At 66.4% G+C, this 17,861-nt stretch carries 18 protein-coding genes and 1 riboswitch; of the genes, 3 read left to right on the forward strand and 15 right to left on the reverse strand.

Annotation, left to right across the window (positions count from 1 at the left end; genetic code table 11):
• Positions 1-23: 23 nt before the first annotated feature.
• Positions 24-180: riboswitch (FMN riboswitch) on the reverse strand.
• Positions 181-274: 94 nt separating this feature from the next.
• The 7 genes from ribD to BJF87_RS12750 form a co-directional block, all read right to left on the reverse strand.
• A complete protein-coding gene (gene ribD / locus BJF87_RS12720) occupies positions 275-1,300 on the reverse strand; it encodes a bifunctional diaminohydroxyphosphoribosylaminopyrimidine deaminase/5-amino-6-(5-phosphoribosylamino)uracil reductase RibD (RefSeq protein WP_075863280.1) in 1,026 nt (341 codons plus the stop codon).
• Between the two features lie 8 nt (positions 1,301-1,308).
• Positions 1,309-2,013 carry a ribulose-phosphate 3-epimerase gene (gene rpe / locus BJF87_RS12725; protein ID WP_075863281.1) on the reverse strand — a complete coding sequence of 235 codons (705 nt, stop codon included), beginning with the start codon at positions 2,011-2,013 and terminating at the stop codon, positions 1,309-1,311.
• A 53-nt stretch (positions 2,014-2,066) separates the two neighbouring features.
• Positions 2,067-2,861 (reverse strand): hypothetical protein, encoded by a 795-nt coding sequence (locus BJF87_RS12730; RefSeq protein WP_262338960.1) that lies wholly within the window; start codon positions 2,859-2,861, stop codon positions 2,067-2,069.
• Positions 2,842-5,361 carry a hypothetical protein gene (locus tag BJF87_RS12735; protein ID WP_006357216.1) on the reverse strand — a complete coding sequence of 840 codons (2,520 nt, stop codon included), beginning with the start codon at positions 5,359-5,361 and terminating at the stop codon, positions 2,842-2,844. Before BJF87_RS12735 ends, BJF87_RS12730 begins: the two co-directional genes overlap by 20 nt.
• Positions 5,361-5,666 (reverse strand): hypothetical protein, encoded by a 306-nt coding sequence (locus tag BJF87_RS12740; RefSeq protein WP_006357215.1) that lies wholly within the window; start codon positions 5,664-5,666, stop codon positions 5,361-5,363. Before BJF87_RS12740 ends, BJF87_RS12735 begins: the two co-directional genes overlap by 1 nt.
• A gap of 81 nt (positions 5,667-5,747) precedes the next feature.
• Positions 5,748-6,341 carry a GNAT family N-acetyltransferase gene (locus BJF87_RS12745; RefSeq protein WP_035751506.1) on the reverse strand — a complete coding sequence of 198 codons (594 nt, stop codon included), beginning with the start codon at positions 6,339-6,341 and terminating at the stop codon, positions 5,748-5,750.
• Between the two features lie 31 nt (positions 6,342-6,372).
• Positions 6,373-7,632 (reverse strand): DUF222 domain-containing protein, encoded by a 1,260-nt coding sequence (locus BJF87_RS12750; protein WP_187346509.1) that lies wholly within the window; start codon positions 7,630-7,632, stop codon positions 6,373-6,375.
• 189 nt (positions 7,633-7,821) lie between these two features.
• On the opposite strand from BJF87_RS12750, the gene BJF87_RS12755 reads away from it, so the two are divergent.
• From BJF87_RS12755 to BJF87_RS12765, 3 genes are read left to right on the forward strand one after another with little or no spacing between them, the layout of a single operon-like run.
• Complete coding sequence (locus BJF87_RS12755; protein ID WP_035751502.1) at positions 7,822-8,157, forward strand: helix-turn-helix transcriptional regulator; 336 nt, start codon at positions 7,822-7,824, stop codon at positions 8,155-8,157.
• The gene (locus BJF87_RS12760; protein ID WP_035751500.1) at positions 8,154-8,633 is read left to right on the forward strand and encodes an SRPBCC domain-containing protein; all 480 of its coding nucleotides are present in this window, start codon (positions 8,154-8,156) and stop codon (positions 8,631-8,633) included. The genes BJF87_RS12755 and BJF87_RS12760 overlap by 4 nt, the downstream gene beginning before the upstream one ends.
• Complete coding sequence (locus tag BJF87_RS12765; protein ID WP_006357210.1) at positions 8,630-9,274, forward strand: dihydrofolate reductase family protein; 645 nt, start codon at positions 8,630-8,632, stop codon at positions 9,272-9,274. The genes BJF87_RS12760 and BJF87_RS12765 overlap by 4 nt, the downstream gene beginning before the upstream one ends.
• Positions 9,275-9,278: 4 nt before the next feature.
• On the opposite strand, the gene BJF87_RS12770 is transcribed toward BJF87_RS12765, so the two are convergent.
• From BJF87_RS12770 to mihF, 8 genes are all read right to left on the reverse strand, one after another.
• Positions 9,279-10,658, reverse strand: a complete 1,380-nt coding sequence (locus tag BJF87_RS12770; protein WP_042378400.1) for an RsmB/NOP family class I SAM-dependent RNA methyltransferase — start codon at positions 10,656-10,658, stop codon at positions 9,279-9,281.
• Complete coding sequence (fmt, locus tag BJF87_RS12775; RefSeq protein ID WP_042378401.1) at positions 10,655-11,614, reverse strand: methionyl-tRNA formyltransferase; 960 nt, start codon at positions 11,612-11,614, stop codon at positions 10,655-10,657. Before fmt ends, BJF87_RS12770 begins: the two co-directional genes overlap by 4 nt.
• On the reverse strand, positions 11,615-13,582 hold the full coding sequence (locus BJF87_RS12780) for a primosomal protein N' (protein WP_035751494.1): 1,968 nt from the start codon (positions 13,580-13,582) through the stop codon (positions 11,615-11,617).
• Between the two features lie 61 nt (positions 13,583-13,643).
• Positions 13,644-14,852 carry a methionine adenosyltransferase gene (gene metK / locus BJF87_RS12785; protein WP_075863282.1) on the reverse strand — a complete coding sequence of 403 codons (1,209 nt, stop codon included), beginning with the start codon at positions 14,850-14,852 and terminating at the stop codon, positions 13,644-13,646.
• Between the two features lie 103 nt (positions 14,853-14,955).
• Positions 14,956-16,215 (reverse strand): bifunctional phosphopantothenoylcysteine decarboxylase/phosphopantothenate--cysteine ligase CoaBC, encoded by a 1,260-nt coding sequence (gene coaBC / locus BJF87_RS12790; RefSeq protein WP_075863283.1) that lies wholly within the window; start codon positions 16,213-16,215, stop codon positions 14,956-14,958.
• Positions 16,216-16,228: 13 nt separating this feature from the next.
• Entirely contained in the window at positions 16,229-16,528 is a 300-nt protein-coding gene (gene rpoZ / locus BJF87_RS12795) for a DNA-directed RNA polymerase subunit omega (RefSeq protein WP_006357204.1), read from the reverse strand.
• A gap of 41 nt (positions 16,529-16,569) precedes the next feature.
• A complete protein-coding gene (gmk, locus tag BJF87_RS12800) occupies positions 16,570-17,199 on the reverse strand; it encodes a guanylate kinase (protein WP_187346500.1) in 630 nt (209 codons plus the stop codon).
• Between the two features lie 40 nt (positions 17,200-17,239).
• On the reverse strand, positions 17,240-17,554 hold the full coding sequence (mihF, locus tag BJF87_RS12805; RefSeq protein ID WP_004021989.1) for an integration host factor, actinobacterial type: 315 nt from the start codon (positions 17,552-17,554) through the stop codon (positions 17,240-17,242).
• Positions 17,555-17,861 lie beyond the last annotated feature (307 nt).

A 17,861-nucleotide genomic window follows, 5' to 3' on the forward strand; every position in this document is an offset into this window, starting at 1 on the left:
AGCAGACAGGGCGGCACTGTGTCGCCTGTTCTCTCGCATCCGGACTATGACCGTCGGCTTCGGATTCTCACCGAATCTGCTGTCCCTGTCTTCCGACAGGCGCTCGCGGGCTGGAAGGTGCATGTCCGTAGCACCCTCATCACCGCCGGTGGGGAATCTCACCCCGCCCCGAGAACTGGTGGTATCGACGCTAGCACGACGCGAGAACGGAGTCGCATTGGAATTTCGCTGAGCGAAACAGATCGCCGCCGGTGTGTCGTGCATCTCGCCCCGCTCAGTCCTGCGCCGATGCCCGCGATGAGCGGTCGAGTGCGATCAAGATGTCACTTCCGAGCGTCGTGACCTCGCGGGTTTCGAACCGTCTGGCGTCGTCCAGAGTGGTGACTCCCGGGATCTCGACGGAACTGCGTCCGGCGCCCAGCACCATCGGCGCGACGTAGGCGTGGACCTCGTCGACGAAGTCGGCGGCGAAGAAGGCGCCGAGGATGTGCGGGCCGCCCTCCACCAGGACCCAGAGCGCGTCGGGCAGGGCTGCGAGGACGTCGGCCGGGTCGTGGGAGTCGACGCAGACCAGCGGTCCTCCGGTGTCGCCGCGGACGTTGGCGTCGGCAGGCAGGTCGCGGTGCCCGAGCACCACACGTGCCGGCTGATGCGGGTACAGCCCGCCATCGGCGGTGCGGGCGGTGAGGGTCGGGTTGTCGGCGAGGGCCGTGCCGGTGCCGATGACGATGGCGTCGAGGCGTGAACGCTGCTGGTGGGCGTGGTCGCGGGCCGCCGGCCCGGTGATCCACTGGCTGGTGCCGTCGGGTGCGGCGATCCGGCCGTCGATGCCCGCCGCGATCTTGGCGGTGACCATCGGCCGCCCGAGCCGCTGACGGGTGAGCCACGGACGCAGCGGACCGTTCTCCACGGCGTCGACCGCGACTCCCCCGGTCACCCGGATGCCGGCGGCCCGAAGAGTGTCGGCGCCACCCGCGGCGACGGGGTTGGGATCGCTGACCGCGTAGTGGACCTCGGCGACGCCGGCCTCGATGAGCGCCTGCGAGCACGGCCCGGTGCGTCCGGTGTGGTTGCAGGGTTCGAGCGTGACGATCGCGGTACCGCCCCGCGCGGCTTCACCCGCTGCGCGCAAGGCCATGACCTCGGCGTGCGGGCCGCCCGGCGGTTGGGTCGCGCCGACACCGGCGACGGCGCCGTCGGCGGTCAGGATCACCGCTCCGACCGGCGGATTGGGCGAGCTGACACCCATGGCCGCAAACGACGCCTCGACGGCGCGGTCCATGGCGGCGACGATGTCCATGTGGCGGGTCAGATGTCGCTGTGGGCGCGTGCGGTCGCGGCGGACTCCCGCAGGGCGGCGACGGCCTGGCCGGGGTCGGCGGCGCCGTAGACGGCCGATCCGGCGACGAAGCAGTCGATTCCCGCCTCGGCGGCCTCTTCGATCGTGTCGGCGTTGATGCCGCCGTCGATCTCGACGAGCAGCGTCAAGTCCTCTGCGTCGATGAACTTGCGGATGGCGCGGGCCTTCTCGAGGACCTCGGGCATGAACTTCTGTCCGCCGAAGCCCGGCTCGACGCTCATGATCAGCAGGGTGTCGAAGTCGCGGAGGATCTCCAGGTAAGGCTCGAGCGCGGTGCCCGGCTTGATCGACAGACCGGCCTTCGCACCGGCAGCACGGATGTCGCGGGCCACGGCGATCGGATTCTCGGTGGCCTCCGCATGGAACGTGACGTTGTGGGCGCCGGCCTCGGCGTACGGCGGCGCCCAGCGGTCGGGGTTGTCGATCATCAGGTGACAGTCGAGCGGGATGTCGGTCGCCTTCAGCAGGCTCTCCACAATCGGCAGACCCAGCGTCAGGTTCGGCACGAAGTGGTTGTCCATGACGTCGACGTGCAGCCAGTCGGCGCGGGTGGCACCGGGCTTGGCAACAGCAGCCGCCTCGTCGGCGAGATTCGCGAAGTCCGCGGACAAGATGGACGGGGCGATCATCGGCGCGTTACCAGCGGTGCACATGGTGGACAAGTGTAGGGCGAGAGGGTCGGTGCGGACGAAAGCGTCCGGGTGTCTCAGACTCCGTTGGCCGGCCACCCGGGGTAAGACGGAAGCGTCGGCACCGGGTCTGGACCGGAGTACATGTCGATCCGTGGAATGTCAGGATTGTCAGGCAACGCGTCGCACGCGACAATGTCTGCAGAGTTCTCCGGCCGGACTCCGAGCCTCTCGAAATCCGTCACCTTCCAACTGCCGAACACCGAACGGTACGGCGCCGGCGCCGGGCCCGCTTGGTCTGCGGGTGGCAGAACGTCACCGGACTTCGTGAGATCGATCGTGACAGGAAATCCCCATTGCGCGTGCACGTTTCGCCACTCCTGCGAACCGCCCCGGGCACTGGGAGCGATCGAGAAGATCTCACTACGGCACAACACAATGCGCACATTCGGACCATCGTCCACTCGGCGCAGTGGACGGAAGAACAAAGTGCTCACCACATCATTGTGCGAACTCTCACTGGGCACGAATGTGACCTTCTCGTCGATGTCTGACGGCGAGGCCTCGACAAATCCGGGATAGCCCCATTGCGGAGACTGGCCCTCAAAAGACAACTCGAACGACTCCGTGTAAGCGCGTACAAACGTTCCTTCCGAACTCGCCAGGTCAAGGACATCAGTTTCGAACCATCGATACGAGGTCTGCAGCCTCGGAGGCAACCGATCCGCCACCGACGGCTGCGACGAACTTGTCGAATCACCACCGGTGTTCGGAGATGGTCCGCACGCGACACAAAGCGTGAGCAGAGTACACAACACCCCAGTCAGAAAACCGTGGCCTTTAAGCACCAGACTACTTCTGACCGTATGCATGGTGGTGATTCTCATTATGACGGTTCACGAAGGAACTCATGTCAGACTCAAGTAACTGCTGGATGTACGTAGCTGCGGCGCTATCGTGAGACACTGGTGGCATTTCTCCGGTTCGTCTCATCTCTTCGAAATCGACCTCCTGCCCGACAAACAATTTCCGAAATTCAGGTTGATCGACCAGATCCGTGTGGGTCCTGAAATACCCTTCAAGGACCTGCACATACTTGGCGTTGGGCTGAATCTCCGAGTTATAGACATCATGGCGTAGTTTTGCAGTATCTTCGTCGGTGATTATCGTGTCGGGATCTTTGGGTAGTCCGAAGAGTTCCAACTTGACTTCCGCCGCGGTCCCGTCGATCAGTGCGCTGACCACCGGATTCAAGCCGGTCACCTTCAGGAGGGCCGTAGCGCTCTCGAAGAGCGCTCCCGCCCGAGCAGCATCCTTAGCTGCTTCATAGCGTTTATCTTCGAATGTCTCTTGGATGTGTGAATCCAGCCCACCGATCATCGCCCCCTCTATGCGGCCGGCGATCTCACCAAGACCGTAGTCATTGTGGTCTCTACCAAACTCTTCCTGAAGGATGTCGACCTGAAGCGCGGTCAGCGAATTCACTATTTTTCCAGCCTCAGCGTCTGAATTTAGAATCTGGAACATTGCCTTCAGTTCTGCTCCGGTTACCTCCGATACACCCGACGATCCAAAGAGACCCGCGTCCGCACCGCCCATCACCGCCGTGTGCGGACCGATAGCGGCAGCGAGTGTCCGTGCAAGCTCTGGGTTCAGTTCACCCAATGCCCGCTTGTCATCAGCACTGATATCGATCAACGAATCCTTGTTCGCACCAAAGTACTTGGTTAGCTCTGTAGCAATCTTTCCAGCACGCTCGTTATCCATCAACTGCTCCACAGACGATGCCTCGTCGCCATAAGCAGCGCCGGGCATCCAGTTGAACAGCCGATTGACGCCCGCGTCCTTATGACCAGCGCCGTCTGTCCAATCGAAGGTCATGAGATTCTTCAGCGTTTCCGCATCTTTCAGAGAACCCTGATTGCCATCGATGTCGTACGCGAGCAATGCTGGTCCGCCAGCAGCCTTCCCAGTGGAAGCCATTACCGCATCATGCACCGCAATATGGTCAGACCCGCTAACGTCCAGCATTCGTATGAGGAGATCTTCGACCTCATGCTTCGAAATGTTGCTGTGCCCCATAGTCCTGAGGTCGGTGACGTACATTTCCTGTGTACCACTGGCGATCTCACCAGCGCGAGCTATCAGCGCTCGATCGACGTCGCTGCCCAGTTGCACCGACTTCGAACCGTAGGTGCCTTCGCCGTCGTCGGACCTATTTTCAATGATGTCCATCAAGGACTTGAGATCCTTGTAAGTCTTCAGATCATTGATCAGCTTGTCGCCGCCTGAATGCGCGGAGGCATCGGGCAGGCTAAGTTGACCTTTGCTCGATGCAGGACTGGTCAACACCTCACGGACAGGCGTGGATAGCTGATGTATCCCGCCGCCTACGAACTTCGGCCCCGGCGCCAATCCCATCTGCTGCAGCGGCCCAGCAAGGAACGCCGGCTCGACCTGCTGGTCCGTCCGCAGACTCGGGTTGCCGAGCATGTAGATACCGTCACCGAGCGCGTTCTTGAGCTTCAGCCGTTCCGCACCACTGTATTCGTCTCCGAAACGCTTCAACGCGTCGAGAGAATAGGGCGCGGACCCATCCGCATTCTGTCCCCAGATGGGGGTGTAGGTGGCCTTTAGATAATCGAACTGCTCTTTCGGGATGACAGCATCGTCACCCCTCGCCAGTGCCGCGCGCTGCTCAGGTGTCAGGCTGGTCGCTCGGTAGAACCGCTCCTTCTGATCAGGCGTCGCGTTCCCCCTCATGATCGCCTGGACATCGCGGCTTGCTTGTCCTGCGGAAAAGCTCGAGCTGAGCGGAGCATTGATCTCTGCATTGCCGAAGACCACATTCAGCGCGCGTGCACCGTTCCGGTCGTCTTCCCCGATCTCGTCCGCGAGCGACTGTAGCGACAGCGTCGCTGTCTTCGCCTCTTCTGCACGTGTGGCCTGATCATTCAGGATCGACTGTTCGGCCGCGCTTCCGGCCTCCACTCCGCCCAACTCTGACGCGTAGTCACGAGCGTCGCGCACGGTCCAGTCGTCCGAGACGCTGAACTTGTCGAGTTCAAGGCCGAGCGCTTTCGTCAGCGCAGTGCTGCGATTGGGGCTGATCGCGGCGGCGGTGTCGTGCAGCACCCTTGCGGCCGCGCTGAGTTCGGTGCCGAGCTTGTTGATCTCGTCTCGGTCAGACGTCGTACGGTCTTCGCACGCGCGCCTGGATTCGCCCGACCAGCCCGTCACGTTCATCGGTGCGTCGGCCATCGTCTTGGTCTGGGTTCGTAGGTTCTCAGCTGTTGTCTCCAGCGAACTCGCGGACTGGAGCAGGACCATCACATCCCAGCTGTTGACCGTCGATCGAGTCGGTCGGCTCATCAGAACACGGAAATGGCTCGGAAACCGCTCGCCAACTCTCCATCGGTATCGGCGAACTCGGTGGCAACCTGATAGCACGTCTGCGACACCGCGTCCATGCGAGCGGCCGCGCGTCCAAGAAGGGTACGAATGACGTCGTCCTTGCCGGCACAAGCGGCGCTGAACGCTGATCCAGGCATCGCGGCAGCTGCGTCAGCGAATCCCGCGCTGCCCGACCAGAGCGCCCGCGTGGCGTCCGAACACCCGGCCAACGTCTTGCCGACGCCCTCGATCACACACTTCTCGGCTTCCAGGCGATAAGTCACTGTGAGTCCCCCGTTCCCGGCGCCAGCGTCCTGACACCACTCCCCTCGGACAACTTAGTACGAGACAAGGAGATGCGGGATTCACCTTCCACAAGTCATCGCCCACACCTCCGGGCCGTCGTCGGGCAAAGACACCTTCCCGGCCACCTCGAACCCGAGTCGTTCATAGAACGAGACGTTCGCCGGGGACGAGGTCTCCAGGTAGGCGACGTGCCCTTCCAACTGCGCGGCCGCTAGCCCCGGCTCGAGCACAGCTGCACCGAGCCCTCGCCCCTGTGAATGCGGCGCGACCCCCACCGTGGCCAGATGCCAGACAGGTTCGGCCGGCCGAAGACCGGCAGTTGCCTCGTCGGCCCGCGCTGCGATCTCCGCTCTGTCGCCGTAGAGGTCGACGACTCGAGATGCGATGTCGCCGAACGCCTCGTCAAGGCCACTCGAGGACGGTGTGATCCACACCGCCACGGCGGCAAGGTCGTCCGATACCCAAACACGTCCGCACCGCATGCCGATCTCGGCGAGGAACAGCCGCTGCAACGACCGCACTCGGTCGCCATGATCATGCGAGTCGACTGTGTGCCGGGTGAACGGGTAGTCGGCGAAGGCCTGGCCGAGAGTAACTGCGGCAGCGTCGACGTCAGCCGGAGTCGCCGGCCGAATCAAAGGGCGGATCGTCACGCCGTTGGACGTTACCCGGCGCCGGCACCGCTCAGGCGACCGCGAGCAGCTGCAGCAGCTTCGTCTCGACGACGCTGCGGTCAGGACTCTGGTGCCCGATCGCCGGTGGTGCGGTGCTCCGATGACGGGCACCGGTCGGGGTGATGACGTCGATGACCCGGATGTCACCGGCCATGCGGACCGAGTAGTCCCAGCCGTCGGCCTCTTTGGCCCGATTGTGGATGACGCAGATGCCGTCGGCGTTGGCCTCGCTGGTCGTGCCATCGTGGCGATGTGGTTTCGCGTGGTCGATCTCCGCGATGGGCGCACCGCAGTACGGAGTTCGGCAGCGTTGGTCTCGGAGTCGGACGAAGTGTGCGAGCGCGGCCGGGAAGGTTCGCGATTTCGACTCCATCGCCACCAGTGCGCCATCCGACGGACGTGCATAGATACGACGCATCGTCGAGGCGGTCTCACCATCGGGCGACACCGACGCGGCGACGAGTTCCCGTGCCACTGCTGCCGGAATCGGTCCGTACCCCTTCACTTCGGCCGCCGAATCGTTGAGCCCGAACAGGCACTCGTCGGACATGATCATGTCTACCGACACCGGAACCGGTTCCGCTGCGGATCGGCCGGTGACACGTTCGACCAGCGTGTCGGCCATGATCTGCGCATGCGTGCGATCGTCGGCACCGAGTATGGAGTCGGCGTGCTTCTTGAGCGAGGCATATACGGAGATTCCCTGTGTCATCGGCAACAACGCCGAGAGTTGGGTCATCAGATCCGGCGCCGGCCGCACGCTAACCCGCCGACTCTTCTCGGCCTTGGCCTTTCGCGCGACCACCGCCGCCGGCTCGAGTTCGTAGGCGTGACGCTTCGCCGTCGATTCGATCTCGCGGTCGGACACACCCACCAATTCCGCACGGTCACCGCACACCCGCCGATCGATCTCTTCGCGCGATTCGCGAGTCAGAAAAGCGGTTTCGCGAACGAGAATGGTGGCACGCCATTCGGTCAGTACACCGTCTGTGAGTGCTGCCATCGTATGCGGCATCTCGTGTGCCAGAGCACGAGCGAACCCGAGGTACTGACTCCCCTTCTTCGGTGAGACCTTCCGTGCCAGCCCGACTTCGGCGGCGAGTCCCCGGCCCCGCCGCTTCTGCGGAACATTCCGTGCCGCCTCATCGTCGGCACGTAGCCGGTCGAGATTCGCGGTCTCACGCACCTGGACCGCAGTGCAGGCCGACTTGATCTCCTCGAGCAGCGTCAGCCGCCGCACCGACTCGGCCTCGTCGACGCCTGCAGGCATCCCGGCGAGGAGGCCTTGGAGGGCACGTAGACCGTCCGTCGACAGACCCGATGTTCCGCCCGACGATGATTCGTACATACATTCGATAGTACGCCGATGTCGCCAGGCCCGCCGGAGTTATCCACAACCCGAAGACGATCCTTCACTTAACCATTGAGTTAAGTGACGAGCCGTGCGACACTTAGCCACATGGCAAACCGTACGGCGACTCTCGACGAGATCTTCGGCGCATTGTCGGACCCGACCCGCCGCGCCGTCGTCGAACGTCTCGGGCGCGGACCCGCGAGCGTCGGCGAACTCGCCGATCCCTTCCCCATGACGCTGCCGTCGTTCATGAAGCACCTGAGGGTCCTCGAGGACAGCGGACTGGTCATGACCAAGAAGACCGGCCGAACACGGGTGTGCACGCTCGACCGGCGACGCCTGCGACGCCTGCAGACCTGGCTCGAACACCAGCGCATCGTCTGGACCGAACGCACCGACCGACTCGAAGCCTTCGTCACCGAACCAGAGGAGACATCATGATCGACCCCGAACTCGACCTGACCCTGCAACGCATCATCCGCGCACCGCGACAACGGATCTGGGATGCGTGGACCCGACCCGAACAGCTCGCGAAATGGTGGACGCCCTCCCCGACCGTCACCCGAGTCGACCGACTCGAGCCACGCCCCGGCGGCGCCCTGGTCACGCAAATGAGCGACGACGGCGCGACGTTCGTCCCGCACATGGACGCCGTTTTCGTCGTCGTCGACGCCACCGAGCGTCTGGTGTTCACCAACGCCATCGACAGCTCCTGGCGACCCGCGGAACCGGCGCCGGTCCCCATGACCGCCGAGATCACCTTCGCCGAACACACCGACGGAACCGAGTACAGCGTCGTCGTGCGCCACGGCAATCCATCCGATCGCGACCGACATCATGAACTCGGCTTCTACGACGGTTGGGGTTCGGTGACCGCGGCGCTCGCCGAACTGGTGGAAAGTGAAGCCCGGCAATGAAGATCACCGTCACCGAATTCATCACCCTCGACGGCGTCACCCAGGGCCCCGGGTCGGCCGACGAGGACACCTCCGACGGCTTCACCGCCGGCGGATGGCTCGTGCCGCACATGGATGAGACCTTCATCCGGCAGGCGTCGGAGTGGCTCGACCTCGCCGGCGGACTCCTCCTCGGGCGTCGAACTTACGAGGCCTTCGCCCGCGACTGGCCGCAGATCACCGACCCCGACGACCCGTTCACAGGGCGGATGAACGGCCTCCCCAAGTACGTGGTGAGCAGCACCCTCACCGAACTGCCCTGGCAGCCCGCGACCCTCCTCTGCGGCGAGCCGGTAGAGGAGGTGTCCGCCCTGCGCTCGCAGCCGGGACGCGAACTACAGATCCACGGCAGCAACACCCTCGCCGCGTCGCTCCTCGAAGCAGGTCTCGTAGACACACTGCGCTTGGTCGTGGCCCCGACCGCACTTGGCACGGGCCGACAGTTGTTCGGTCGCAACACAACCGACCTGGGCTTCCGACTGAGACACCACACCGCGACGCCCGCAGGACTCCTGATCCTCGAGTACGAGCCGAACGGCCGAGCGGCGGTCGCGGACTACGAAGGCGTGGCGGCGGCAGTTACAGGCTCACACGAGAACTGAACGTCTAATCCCGAGTGAGCGCCGCCAGAAACATCGCGTCCGTGCCGTGGATGTGCGGCCACAGCTGCACGTGTGGGCCGTCGCCGAGCAGCTCCGGCCCGAGCTTGCCGACGGTCACCAGTGGGCGGGCATCGAGCTGACGGGCCCCGTCCACCGATGCCAGCACGTCGGCGACCACCGCGGTGGTCTCGGCGGGATGCGGCGAGCACGTCGAATACGCCACCACGCCACCGGGTTTGACCAACCTCAACGCCTCGGTCAGCAACTCCTTCTGCAGCACGACGAGCTCCTCGACGTCTGCAGCGGTTCGGCGCCAACGGGATTCGGGGCGGCGACGCAGCGAGCCCAGACCGGAACACGGAGCGTCGAGCAGGATGCGGTCGTATCCCGGTTCGAGGCCACTCGATCGTGCATCGGCGACGTGGATGGTCACCGGCAGATCGTTCACGACCTTCCGGATCAGCTCCGCGCGATGTTTCGACACCTCGATCGCGTCGAGGCGGGCAGCATCGATCTCGGCGAGCGCACCGATCAGCGCGGCCTTTCCGCCGGGCCCGGCACACATGTCGAGCCAGCGGCCGGAGTCGTCGGCGACCTCGGCGACCGTGACCGCCCGCGCGATCAGCTGGCTGCCCTCGTCCTGCACACCCGCGTAGCCCTCGCGGATCGCCTCCACGTCGCCGGGATCGCCGCCGGGCAGATACACGCAGTACGGCGAGTAGTCGCCTTCCTCTCCCCCGCTGGTCAGCGCCAACTCCTCGGCGGTGATGTAGCCGGGGCGGGCAACCAGGTGCACCGGTGGCCGCTCGTCGTCGGCGGCGAGCGCCGCCTGCAGCTGGCCGGCCGACCCCCCGAGCGCATCCCGGAACACCTCCGCGATCCAGCGCGGATGCGCGTACTGGAACGCGAGATAGCCGACGAGATCCTCGGCGGGCGACGGCGCGAGCTCGTCGACCCACATATCCTCGGTCTTCTGCGACACCTTGCGCAGCACGGCATTCGCGAAACCCGAAGGGCCCATACCGTTCTCGGAACGCACGAGATCCACCGACGTCGACACCGCGGCATGTGAACCCACGCGCGTGCGCAGCAACTGGTACGCCCCGAGCCGCAGCACGTCGAGTACGGGACCGTCGATCTCCTCGACGGGACGCTTGGCCGCTGCGGCGATCACCGCATCCAGCAGCCCCTGGGCACGCGCCGTGCCGTAGGCGAGTTCGGTCGCGAATGCGGCGTCGCGACCCTCGATCTTGCGATCCCGCAGCATCTTCGGGAGAACCAGGTTCGCGTAGGCGTCCCGCTCACGAACCGCGCGCAGCGTGTCCCGCGCCGCGACGCGCGCCGGGTCGAGGTCCTTCTGCCGTAACTTTCGATCCCCACTCATCCCAGTACCGTCCCATCGGTCAGTCGTGCGCCACGGGCCCAGTCCGCGGCAGGCATCGGCTTCTTCCCCGGCGGTTGTACCGTGCCGAGTTTCACCGGCGTGGAACCGGTCCCGACGAACACCGCCTTCTTGGTCACCGCCATCGCACCCGCGGCCAGCGGTTCGGCCCGAACCGAGTCCGGCAATGTCGCGTCGTCCTCGGCGACGGGCCGCACCGGGCCCACCTTGATCCGTGCGTCGTCGAGACTCGTCCACGAACCCGGCGCCGGTGTGTAGGCGCGGATGAGGCGATCGATGATGTGCGCGGGCAGATCCCAGCGGATGCGCGCATCCTCGACCTCGACCTTCGGCGCGTGGCTGACGCCGGTCGAGGGTTGCGGTTCGGGGGTGAGTTCCCCGGCCTCGATGCCGTCGAGCGTGTTGACGAGCAGGCCGGACCCGGCGTCGGCGAGACGTGCGAGCAGGTCGCCGCTGGTGTCGGTGGGCCGGATGGTCTCGGTCAGGATGCCGAACACCGGTCCGGTGTCGAGCCCCTTCTCCAGCCGGAAGGTGCTGGCACCGGTCACCTCGTCGCCCGCGGCGATCGCGGCCTGCACCGGCGCCGCCCCACGCCACGCGGGCAACACCGAGAAGTGCAGGTTGATCCAGCCATGGGTCGGGAGCGCCAGCAGATCCTCGGGCACGAGGCCTCCGTAGGCGACCACGGCCGCACAGTCCGGCGCCCAGCGTCGCAACGTCTCGGCGACGTCGGGTTCGGACATGCGGCGCGGGGTGATCACCTCGAGGCCGTGCTCGTCGGCGAGGACGCCGATCGGTGACCGCACGACCTTGCGGCCGCGCCCCGACACCGCGTCGGGCCGGGTGATGACGCCGACGACCTCATGCGACGGCGAGTCGAGCAGGGCCTGCAACGACGGCACGGCCACCTCTGGGGTGCCGGCGAAAACGATGCGCATTCATCCGATCGTAGGCGGGTCCACCTGAACCCTGATCGGCCCGGTCTGCCGGTGTGTGTTGCGCCGCGCCTGCCCGGCGGCGAGAGCCTGGGCGAGGAGTCGTCCGTGCTTGCGCGGCAACCGCACCAGGATGCGGTCCATCTCGTCGTCCGCAGCGGCCTCCCATTCGGCGCTACCGGCGGGCGGCCGCACCCCCGGCGGAAGCGGCACCGGTCCGAGAACGTCCGAGCCCTCGGGCAGCTCGAGGTGTTCGACGAAGTCGGTGATGACCTGCGTGGGACCGTCGACCGAGGCCATCGTGACCGCCGGCGGGAAACCCAGTTCCACGCGTTCACTCAACTGAATGGAGGCGAATCCGACGGGGTCCCAACGGATCAGCGCCTGAACCGGCGCGAGAGTCGAGTCGGCGACGATTACCACGCGGCCGCCCTCGCCGTGGGGCCGGACCATGCCGGCCAGGGCCATCCAGCGTCGGACGGCGTGTTCCTCCGCGCGCAGGTCGGCGCGGTCGAGTTGTGCCCAGGTGTCGACGACGATCGCTGCGCCGTAGCCGTCGGGTGCGACCGGTTCGGCACCCGGTGTGGCGACGACGAGCCGTGCGCCCGGTTCGATCTCGTCGATGATGGAGTCGCCACCGCTGGTGTGGACCGGCACACCGGCGAAGGCGCGCCCCAGTTCCTCGGCAGTGCGTCGAGCGCCGGTGACCGTGGCCCGCACTTTCGTGTTGCCACACTCGGGACAGCGGAAGGTCGGCTCCGGGCGACCACACCACCGGCAACTCAGACGCTGGTTTCCGTCCATCTGCAGCGGTCCGTTGCAGCCGCGACACCGAGCATGCTCGCGACACCGGGTACACGCCAGCGACGGCACGTAGCCGCGACGCGGCACGCTGAACACCACCGGTTGGTCGGCGGCGAACGCCGAACGGGCAGCGTCGAAGGCGACCTCGGGGATTCGCGCGGACCTCGCCATCGGATCGCGGGCGATCTGCCGGTCGTCGTCGGAGATGGCCTGCACGCGCGGGCTGCGGTGACGAACGAGCGGACGATCGGCGACGAGGTCGTGTGCCCACCCCGATGCGACGAGCGCCTGAGCCTCCGCGGTTCGGGCGAAGCCGCCGAGGACCAGTGCGCAGCGTTCCTGATGCGACCGCAGCACCGCGACCTCACGCGGGTGCGGGTACGGCGCACGGGGATCGGCCATGCTGTCGTCACCGTCATCCCAGACGACGACCAGACCGAGGTCGGTGACGGGCGCGAACACCGCACTGCGCGTGCCGATCACGAGTTTCGCCGCCCCGCGTCGTGCGGCGAGCCAGCGCCGGTACCGGGCGGTGGGTCCGAGTCCGGCCGCCAGCGCGACTCCCTGATCGCCGATGAGTGGTTCGCATTCCGCCCACACCCGGTCGAGGTCGCGCTGGTCGGGCACGACGATGATGCAGCCGCGTCCGGCCGCCAGGGTCGCCGCGGCCAGTTCGGCGAGTCGTCGGGGCCAGTCCTCGCCCGGCAGGGCCTGCCACGCCGCTCGCGGGTGACCGTCCCCGGCGATCGCCTCGAAGAACGACCCGGCCAGCGGATAGCGTCGCCACGCCTCGAGGTCCGGCGCCTCGACGACGGTCGTCGGTTCGGGTGTCGTCTCCTTCTCGGTTCGCGCATGGCGCGGCGGAATGGCCAGCCGGACAACATCTCCCATGGTGCCGGCGTAGCGATCGGCGACGGCGCGGCACAGCGATGCCAGCTCCGGTGACAGCACCGGTTCGGCGGAGACGACACGGTCGAGCCAGCCCAGCTTGCCGGGGTGATCACTCTTCTCGATGCGGTCGAGCAGGAATCCGTCGACGAGACGGCCGGAGAACCGAACGCGGACCCGCACCCCCGGAACCGCCGTCGCATCCTGATCGGAGTCGATCAGGTAGTCGAACGGTCGGTCGAGGTGTGCGAGTCCGAGAATGGGCAGCACACGTGCCACCGGCAGCGAATCAGCCGGGACCCGTGCGCCTTTCGGGGGCAGGGACTGCGCCCTTCGCCGGTCAGAGACCGGCGGCCGCGCGCAGCTTGTCCGCGCGGTCGGTCCGCTCCCACGGGAGATCGACGTCGGTGCGGCCGAAGTGGCCGTACGCGGCGGTCGGACCGTAGATCGGACGCAGCAGGTCCAGGTCGCGGATGATCGCGAGCGGACGCAGGTCGAAGTTCTCCTTGATGACGCGCTCGATGACCGCCGGGTCGACATGCTCGGTGCCGAAGGTCTCGACGAACAGGCCGACCGGTGCGGCCTTGCCGATCGCGTAGGCCACCTGGACCTCGATGCGGTCGGCCAGGCCTGCCGCCACCGCATTCTTGGCGACCCAGCGCATCGCATACGCGGCGCTGCGGTCGACCTTCGACGGGTCCTTGCCGGAGAAGGCGCCGCCGCCGTGGCGGGCCATGCCGCCGTAGGTGTCGACGATGATCTTGCGGCCGGTCAGTCCGGCATCGCCCATCGGGCCGCCGAGGACGAACTTGCCCGTCGGGTTGACCAGCAGGCGGTAATCGGAGGTGTCGAGGGACGGCAGGCCGATCTCGGCGAGCACCGCGTCGACGACGTGCTTCTTGATGTCGGGGGCGAGGAGGTTGTCGAGGTCGATGTCGGCGGCGTGCTGGGTCGAGAGCACCACGGTGTCGAGCCGGACCGGGGTGTCGCCGTCGTACTCGATGGTGACCTGCGTCTTGCCGTCGGGGCGCAGGTACGGCAGCGTGCCGTTCTTGCGGACCTCGGTGAGTCGTCGCGACAGCCGGTGCGCGAGGGCGATCGGCACCGGCATGAGCTCCGGGGTCTCGTTGGTGGCGTAACCGAACATCAGGCCCTGGTCGCCCGCACCCTGCTTGTCGATCTCGTCCTCGGAGATGCCACTGCGGCTCTCGTGCGAGTCGAAGACGCCACCGGCGATGTCCGGGGACTGCGCACCGATGGCGACGTTGACGCCGCACGACGCGCCGTCGAAGCCCTTGGTCGAGGAGTCGTAACCGATCTCGAGGACCTTGTCCCGGACGATCTTGGGGATGTCGGCGTAGGCGGTGGTGGTGATCTCACCCGCGACGTGGACCTGGCCGGTGGTCACCAGCGTCTCGACCGCGACCCGCGCGTTCGGGTCGTCGGTGAGGATGGCGTCGAGGATCGAGTCGCTGATCGCGTCACAGATCTTGTCGGGATGTCCCTCGGTGACGGATTCGCTCGTGAACAGGCGTGACGAGGTGGTCATCAGATCCTCTCGAGATCTCGCGCGCGGATGTGTCCGGCGCCGTTTGGCAGGTGTCGGCCGGTCGGTGTGGCCGGTGGAGTCACTTTCAAAACTACGGTGCCGCTCAGGCCCCCCGACCATCAGGCACCAGTTGTCGCACTTCGTCAAGTATCCGACTCGACATGAGTGTTTTCGATCCGAAGGGCAGAGCGGTCTCGTCACCTTTGGCGGAAAGCAGCCACCCGGTGTTGTCCTCGGTGCCGAACGCCTTGCCGTCACCGACGGCGTTCACCACGAGCAGGTCGCAACCCTTGCGGGCGAGCTTGGCGCGACCGTGGTCGAGGACCCCGCCGGTCTCGTCCCCGGTCTCGGCCGCGAAGCCGACGATGACGGTCTCGGACGGAATCCGACCGTCGTCCCGCGCCTCGACCAGGCCGCGGAGGATGTCGGGGTTGGTGGTGAGCTCGATCGGGGCCGGACCCTGATCGCCCTTCTTGATCTTCGCGTCGGCCACCGCGATCGGCCGGAAGTCGGCGACGGCGGCGGCCATGATGACGACGTCGGCGTCGGCCGCGCGCTTGGTCATCTCCTCGGAGAGTTCCTGAGCCGTCGAGATCCGCACGATCTGCACGCCGGCGGGATCGCCCGGATCAGCGGTCGAACCGGCGACGACGGTGACGCTCGCACCGCGCTGCGCGGCCGCACGAGCCAGCGCGAATCCCTGCTTGCCGGAGCTGTGATTGCCCAGGTAACGCACGGGATCGAGAGGTTCGCGGGTGCCGCCGGCGCTGATGAGCACGCGGACACCGGCGAGATCGTAGGGCAGGGCGTCGGCGCGATCGAGGAGAAGCTCGCCGGTGAGCGCGATCTCCCGCGCGTCCGGTAGACGGCCGCGGCCGGAGTCGGTGCCGGTGAGCCGACCGGACGCCGGGGTCATGACCGTCGAGCCCTGCTCGCGCAGCGTCGCGATGTTGGCCTGAGTGGCCGGGTGCTCCCACATCTCGGTGTGCATGGCCGGCACGAACAGCACCGGGCACCGCACGGTGAGCAGCGACGCGGTGAGCAGATCGTCGGCGCGGCCCTGGGCGGCGCGGGCCATGAGGTCCGCGGTCGCCGGGGCGATGATCACGAGGTCGGCGCCCTGGCCCAGACGCACGTGCGCGACCTCGTCGACGTCGTCGAAGACGGTGGTGCTGACCGGGTTACCGCTGAGTGCCTCGAAGGTCGCCTTGCCGACGAACTTGAGTGCGGCGGGGGTCGGCACGACGCGGACCTCGTGCCCGGACTCGGTGAAGTGGCGGATCACCGAGCACACCTTGTATGCGGCGATACCTCCACCGACGCCGATGAGGATTCGGCGTCGCGGCTTGGTCGGTGTGGTCATCCCGACGTCGAGACTATTCGCCCTCGGTGTGCTCGAGCAGGTCGGAGTGGATCTCGCGCATCGCGATCGACAGCGGCTTCTCCTGGAGGCCCGGCTCGACCAGCGGGCCGACGTACTCGAGGATGCCGTCGCCGAGCTGGTTGTAGTAGTCGTTGATCTGGCGGGCACGCTTGGCCGCGTAGATAACGAGGGCGTACTTCGACGAGGCGCGCTCGAGGAGATCGTCGATCGGCGGATTGGTGATACCCAGCGGCGTGTCGTATGCCGGTGCGTCGGCGATCTCGGTGATGTCGAAATTGGTCGGGGTGGTCACACAAACTCCTGCGTCGAGGTCTGGGATGTCAGAGAGGCTGGTCAGGTCGCGGGCGCGGTGGCCTGCTCAGGTCCGACCAGCAAGGATACCAAGTCGGAGGCCGCTCGGTCGACTTCGCTGTTCACGATGACGTGGTCGAACTCGTCTTTGGCGGCCATCTCGACCTTCGCGGTGGCCAGCCGGCGCTCGATCGCCTCGGGACTCTCGGTGCCGCGGCCGGTCAGCCGGGCGACCAGTTCGTCCCAGCTCGGCGGCGCGAGGAAGACGGTGGTCGCCTCGGGCAGTCGGGTGACGACGTTGCGCGCACCGACGAGGTCGACCTCCACCAGAACGGGCTTGCCGGCCTCCAGAGCCGCGAGGACGGGCGCGAGCGGTGTACCCGATCGCTGCAGGCCACCGTGGATCTCAGCCCACTCCAGGAGCTCGTCACCGGCGATCATCTTGTCGAAGTCCTCGGCGGACACGAAGTGGTAGTCGCGGCCGTCGACCTCACCGGGGCGCGGTGCGCGGGTGGTCGCCGAGACGCTGAAGTACAGGTCGGGCAACGCGGCGCGCACCTTGGCGACCACGGTGGACTTGCCGACGGCCGAGGGGCCGACCAAGACAATCAGTCGACCCCTCGTGCGTGCGGCTCCCGCGGTATCCGGCCGGTTGGTCACCGCCGGTCCCACGAGCTCATCACGCTGCCGTGTTCGGTTGCGATGCTCACGCTCAGGAGCTGAACTTCTCGAGCAGAGCCTTGCGCTGACGGTCGCCGAGACCGCGCAGGCGGCGGGTCGGGGCGATCTCCAGCTCGGTCATGATCTCCTGAGCCTTGACCTTGCCGACCTTGGGAAGGGCCTCGAGCAGTGCCGAGACCTTCATCTTGCCCAGGATCTCGTCGTTCTCGGCATCCTTGAGCACCTGCTGGAGATCGGTGCCACCGCGCTTCAGGCGCTCCTTGAGCTCCGCGCGGACGCGACGAGCGGCAGCTGCCTTCTCCAACGCAGCGGCGCGCTGCTCGTCAGTCAACTGGGGAAGGGCCACGGGTTCCTCCGTCTTTCGTTCTTGATTGGGACTGTCATCGTCCGCCCTGAGGCGTCCGACGGCTGTTGCCACACTGGCGGCGCTGCGTCGTCTTCGCAACGATGCGGTCGGGTGGGGTACCCGTCCGGCACCACCGATTGTTGGCGGCGAATGCGACCGTACCGACGTGAGCAGGCATTTGCGAGCGCGACCCCCCGTTTTCGCGGTGTTTTCTCATGTTGTAGTGCACTGCAGCAGTCCGCTCCGGCCCTTCAACCCTTCACTCAGTGTTGCAGCGCTCTGACTACGGGTTTTACCAGGAACCTGC

The organism is Gordonia sp. CNJ-863, assembly GCF_001942325.1.
Classification (GTDB): domain Bacteria; phylum Actinomycetota; class Actinomycetes; order Mycobacteriales; family Mycobacteriaceae; genus Gordonia; species Gordonia alkanivorans.